Origin of the sequence: Klebsiella sp. Ech2A (assembly GCF_030078455.1) — a bacterium.
Taxonomy (GTDB): domain Bacteria; phylum Pseudomonadota; class Gammaproteobacteria; order Enterobacterales; family Enterobacteriaceae; genus Klebsiella; species Klebsiella terrigena.
The window spans coordinates 1-3876 of the sequence record NZ_JAQGFU010000291.1 but is presented as its reverse complement, the minus strand read 5'-3'; the positions used below and the strand labels follow the sequence as shown (position 1 = coordinate 3876).

Here is a 3876-nt window from a genome sequence, read left to right as displayed (position 1 = left end):
GACCGCAGGCTGCAGGCCGGGAGGTGAGCGCAGTGCGCAGCACCGATTTCCGTGCGGGACCGCGGGGATTGTTAAGGGGAAGACGGTTATCTTCCCCTTAACCCGGTCACCTGGCACCGAGGCAGCAAGTTCTGCAAAGCGTCCGGTGAGCGGAACACCTCACAGCCGACCGACGTGAACCCGGCAAACCGCGCGTGACGCTATATTCTGCGTGCCTGCCAGAATTTTTTATTCCAGTACACGTTATTCAGCGACGAGCGCGTGACGCCGTTGCTGGTCGAAGCATGGATAAACTGGTTATCGGTATCGTAGATCCCTACGTGCAAACCGCTCTCGCCGGATCCCGTCTTAAAGAACACCAGATCCCCGGGCAGCAGCTCGCTTTTATCAATACGGGTGCCGATCTCTGCCTGCTCGCGGGTTTCACGCGGCAGCTGCATGGAAAACTTATCGCGGAAGGTTCTCACCACAAAGCCGGAACAGTCCACCCCGCGCGGCGTCATCCCACCGTAGCGATACGGCGCCCCCCGCCAGTTCCGCAGCTGATCGTTAAGATTAGCAATGACGGTAATCGAATCCGCAAGCCGGGGATTGGGCGGCGGCGCCCGGTGACTGCTGCAGCCTGCCAGAAATAGTGCCGTCAAAAGAATGAACCACAAGCGCATCTCAGACGATTCCTCTGTTCCTTATCTTATTGTCAGAATAATTTAGCTGGTTTATCAATGAACTGGCAAGCTTGCTTCGCGCTACTGTGACGCGATGAGCATAAAATGACCGCCAAACGCCACCCGCTGGAAAGAAATCGCATAGGCGGCGGTTAAATTCTCTTCGGTCAATACCTCTGAGGTATAGCCACAGGCTATCGTTTTTCCCCGGCAGATAAGCCACGCCCGCTGCGCGTGCCGTAGCGTGTGGTTGAGATCGTGACTGCTCATCACCACCGAGATACCCGCCGCGCACAGTTCGCTGAGAACGCCGTCGAGCGCGGCCTGCTGCGCCACGTCGAGGCTGTTCATCGGCTCATCGAGCAGCAGCAGCTGTCCCGCAGGGTTGGCCAGCGGGTCGATTTGCAGAATGACCGCCGCCAGCCGCACGCGCTGCCACTCGCCGCCCGAAATCTGATTGACCTGACGCCCAAGCTTATCGCTCAGCCCCAGCCTCTCGGCCACCGCGCCGAGCAGATCGCTCCGCGCGTTATTTTGCAGATGCAGCGACAGGTAGTGCCAGACCGGCATCGCGAAGGGCGGCGCCTGATGCTGGTTGAGGTAAGCGCGATGCCGCGCCAGCTCGGAGGCCGACCACGTTTTTAGCGGCCGATCGTTGAGGATGATGCGCCCGGGCCCCGTCGTCAGGCCGGCCATGCGCATAAGCAACGTGCTCTTCCCGGCCCCGTTCGGCCCGACGATATGGATCATTTCTCCCGGTCGAACCTCGGCGCTAAACGCTGCCAGCCGCCCCGGCTCCTCTACGTCCTGTAGCTGCATCAAAAACGGCATTATTTCGCTAAAGCTCCTTTAATCGCCGCCAGCAGCAGCGGATCGTTCGGCGCCATATCGGGCGAGAAGCGTTGGATAGTCTGGCCATCGGCGCTCAGGAGGAACTTTTCGAAATTCCATAAAATATCGCCATCGTTCTGCGGCGCGCGGCCTTTGCTTGCCATCCGCTCGTAAAAACCGCTGCCTTCCGGCGCTACGGCCTGCGGGGCGGCCTCAACCAGCTTCTGGTATAGCGGGTGACGATGTTCGCCGTTAACGTCAACTTTACTGAACAGCGGGAAGGTCACGCCATAGGTGGTGCTACAGAAGGTTTTGATCTCCTCCTCGCTGCCCGGCTCCTGTCCAAGGAACTGGTTACAGGGGAAACCCAGCACCGTGAAGCCGTCGTTCTCAAGCTCCTGCTGCAGCGCTTCCAGCTGTTCATACTGCGGCGTCAGACCGCATTTTGAGGCCACATTAACGATTAACAGCGCTTTGCCCGCATAGGCGTTAAGCGTCGTTTTCTCGCCATCGATAGTGGTAACTTCGGTATCAAGAATAGTGTGTTGCATAGCCTTCCCTCTGTGAATAAAAGCGATTTCTGGTTCAGGTGATCCCTATCTACTGTAGCGGATTGAGGCGCGGTCATTGTACTTTGAATCGCCTGAGCGGCATACCATACCGTGCCCGTGCGGCAACATGAATTCCTCTCAATAGGGACGTCGCGCAATTCAGTGTACAGTGTTAAACGGATGTAATAGCATTTCGTTAATGATTAATTTAAGAGAGTTTTATAGATGAAGAAGCTGTTGAGTTCGGTACTGATTGCCTCATCGGTTGTGCTGTTATCGGCCTGTTCCCCTGACGATAATAATAAGATCAAGGTGGCGATCAATACCGGTCCGGATGAGGCTATCTGGAAAGTCGTTGAGCAGGTTGCGAAGGACAAATATAACCTCGACGTCGAGGTTATTTCCTTTAATGATTACGTCCTGCCTAACGAAGCGTTAAATAATAAAGACGTCGACGCTAACGCCTTCCAGACGCTGCCCTACCTCGAAGCGCAGTCGAAAGAGCGTGGCTACAAATTCGCCGTCGTCGGCAAAACCTTTGTTTTCCCTATCGCCGCCTACTCTCGCAAGATAAAAAATATCAGCGAGCTGCCGGATGGTGCGACGGTGTCTATTTCTAACGAGACTACGACCCTGGGGCGCAGCCTGCTGCTGCTGCAGGCCCAGGGCCTGATCAAGCTGAAAGATGGCGTCGGCTACCTGCCAACGGCGCTGGACATTATCGACAATCCTAAGCATTTGAAAATTGTCGAAGTGGACAGCCCGCAGCTGCCGCGTACCCTGGACGATCCTGACGTTAGCCTGTCGATTATTAACACCAACTTCTCGGCGCAGGTTGGCCTGTCCGCCGCGCGGGATGGTCTGTTTATGGAAGGTCAGGACTCGCCGTACGTGAACGCCATCGTGTCTCGCGAAGATAATAAAGACAGCAAAAAAGTTCAGGAGCTGAAAGAGGCGTTCCAGACTAAAGAGGTCGCCGACAAAGCGCTGGAAGTTTATAAAGGTGATGCCATCAAAGGGTGGTAATAGCACGTAATCTGCGCATCGGCAGGCGATAGACGCCCTGCCGATGCGCCTGGATTGGGCGCTTATTGCGCGTGCACGGACTTCAGCAGCAGCCAGATAAACACCGGCGCGCCCAGCGTCGCGGTCACTACGCCGATCGGCAGCTCCGCCGCCGACAGCGCCAGTCGGGCGACGATATCGGCGCCTAACAGCGCGCTGGCCCCGGCAAGCATACAGGCAGGCAGCAGAACGCGATGATCGCTTAAGCCGCATAGCCGCAGGATATGCGGGATCACCAGGCCAATAAAACCGATGGCTCCGGCCAGCGCCACGCTCACCCCCACCAGCCAACCGGTGGCGACCACCAGCAGCTTACGCCACAGCCACAGCGGTAAGCCCAGCTGGCGAGCCGATACCTCTCCCAAAGCCAGCATATTCAGCGGCTGCGACTGCAGCCCCACCCAGGCCAGCACCGGCAGAAGCGCCAGCATCAGCCACAGCTGCTGCCAGTCTACGCCGCCAAAGCCGCCCATCATCCAGTACATCAGCTGACGTAAATCGAACGAGGTGGAGAAATAGACGGCCCAGGTCATCAGCGCGCTGCAGATAATGCCCAGCGCAACGCCTGCCAGCAGCAGACGGCTGGTTGACAGGTGCCGACGGGCAAAGCGCAGCAGTATAAAGGTGATAACCAGCGCGCCGGCAATGGCGCACAGCCCCAGCACCCAGCCCGGGAGGAACCCTTTACCCAGCAGCACGGCGGCGATGAGCCCGACCCCCGCGCCGTTAGCGACCCCCAGCAGCCCCGGCTCCGCCCGCGGGGT

General features: G+C 57.9%; 5 protein-coding genes. 1 reads left to right on the top strand and 4 read right to left on the bottom strand.

Features of this window, described 5'->3' with window-relative positions:
* Positions 1-200 precede the first annotated feature (200 nt).
* The 3 genes from PFH44_RS25625 to PFH44_RS25615 all read right to left on the bottom strand — a co-directional run bounded on the left by PFH44_RS25625 (position 201) and on the right by PFH44_RS25615 (position 2047).
* Positions 201-665 (bottom strand): NlpC/P60 family protein, encoded by a 465-nt coding sequence (locus PFH44_RS25625; protein ID WP_041146044.1) that lies wholly within the window; start codon positions 663-665, stop codon positions 201-203.
* A gap of 81 nt (positions 666-746) precedes the next feature.
* Entirely contained in the window at positions 747-1496 is a 750-nt protein-coding gene (gene btuD, locus PFH44_RS25620) for a vitamin B12 ABC transporter ATP-binding protein BtuD (protein ID WP_283826574.1), read from the bottom strand.
* A complete protein-coding gene (locus PFH44_RS25615; protein WP_045858875.1) occupies positions 1496-2047 on the bottom strand; it encodes a glutathione peroxidase in 552 nt (183 codons plus the stop codon). The genes btuD and PFH44_RS25615 overlap by 1 nt, the downstream gene beginning before the upstream one ends.
* A 225-nt stretch (positions 2048-2272) precedes the next feature.
* Between PFH44_RS25615 and PFH44_RS25610 the strand changes: the two genes are divergently transcribed.
* Positions 2273-3073 carry a MetQ/NlpA family ABC transporter substrate-binding protein gene (locus PFH44_RS25610; protein WP_045858877.1) on the top strand — a complete coding sequence of 267 codons (801 nt, stop codon included), beginning with the start codon at positions 2273-2275 and terminating at the stop codon, positions 3071-3073.
* A 62-nt stretch (positions 3074-3135) separates the two neighbouring features.
* Here the strand turns inward: PFH44_RS25610 and btuC are convergent.
* Positions 3136-3876, bottom strand: a 741-nt coding sequence (gene btuC / locus PFH44_RS25605) for a vitamin B12 ABC transporter permease BtuC (RefSeq protein WP_283826573.1), incomplete at its 5' end; no start/stop codon positions are given.

What these genes read in the sequence shown, in the direction of transcription:
- PFH44_RS25615 (WP_045858875.1), bottom strand. Translation starts at nt 2,047, where the DNA reads ATGCAACACACTATTCTTGATACCGAAGTTACCACTATCGATGGCGAG.
- PFH44_RS25610 (WP_045858877.1), top strand. Translation starts at nt 2,273, where the DNA reads ATGAAGAAGCTGTTGAGTTCGGTACTGATTGCCTCATCGGTTGTGCTG.
- PFH44_RS25625 (WP_041146044.1), bottom strand. Translation starts at nt 665, where the DNA reads ATGCGCTTGTGGTTCATTCTTTTGACGGCACTATTTCTGGCAGGCTGC.
- btuD (WP_283826574.1), bottom strand. Translation starts at nt 1,496, where the DNA reads ATGCCGTTTTTGATGCAGCTACAGGACGTAGAGGAGCCGGGGCGGCTG.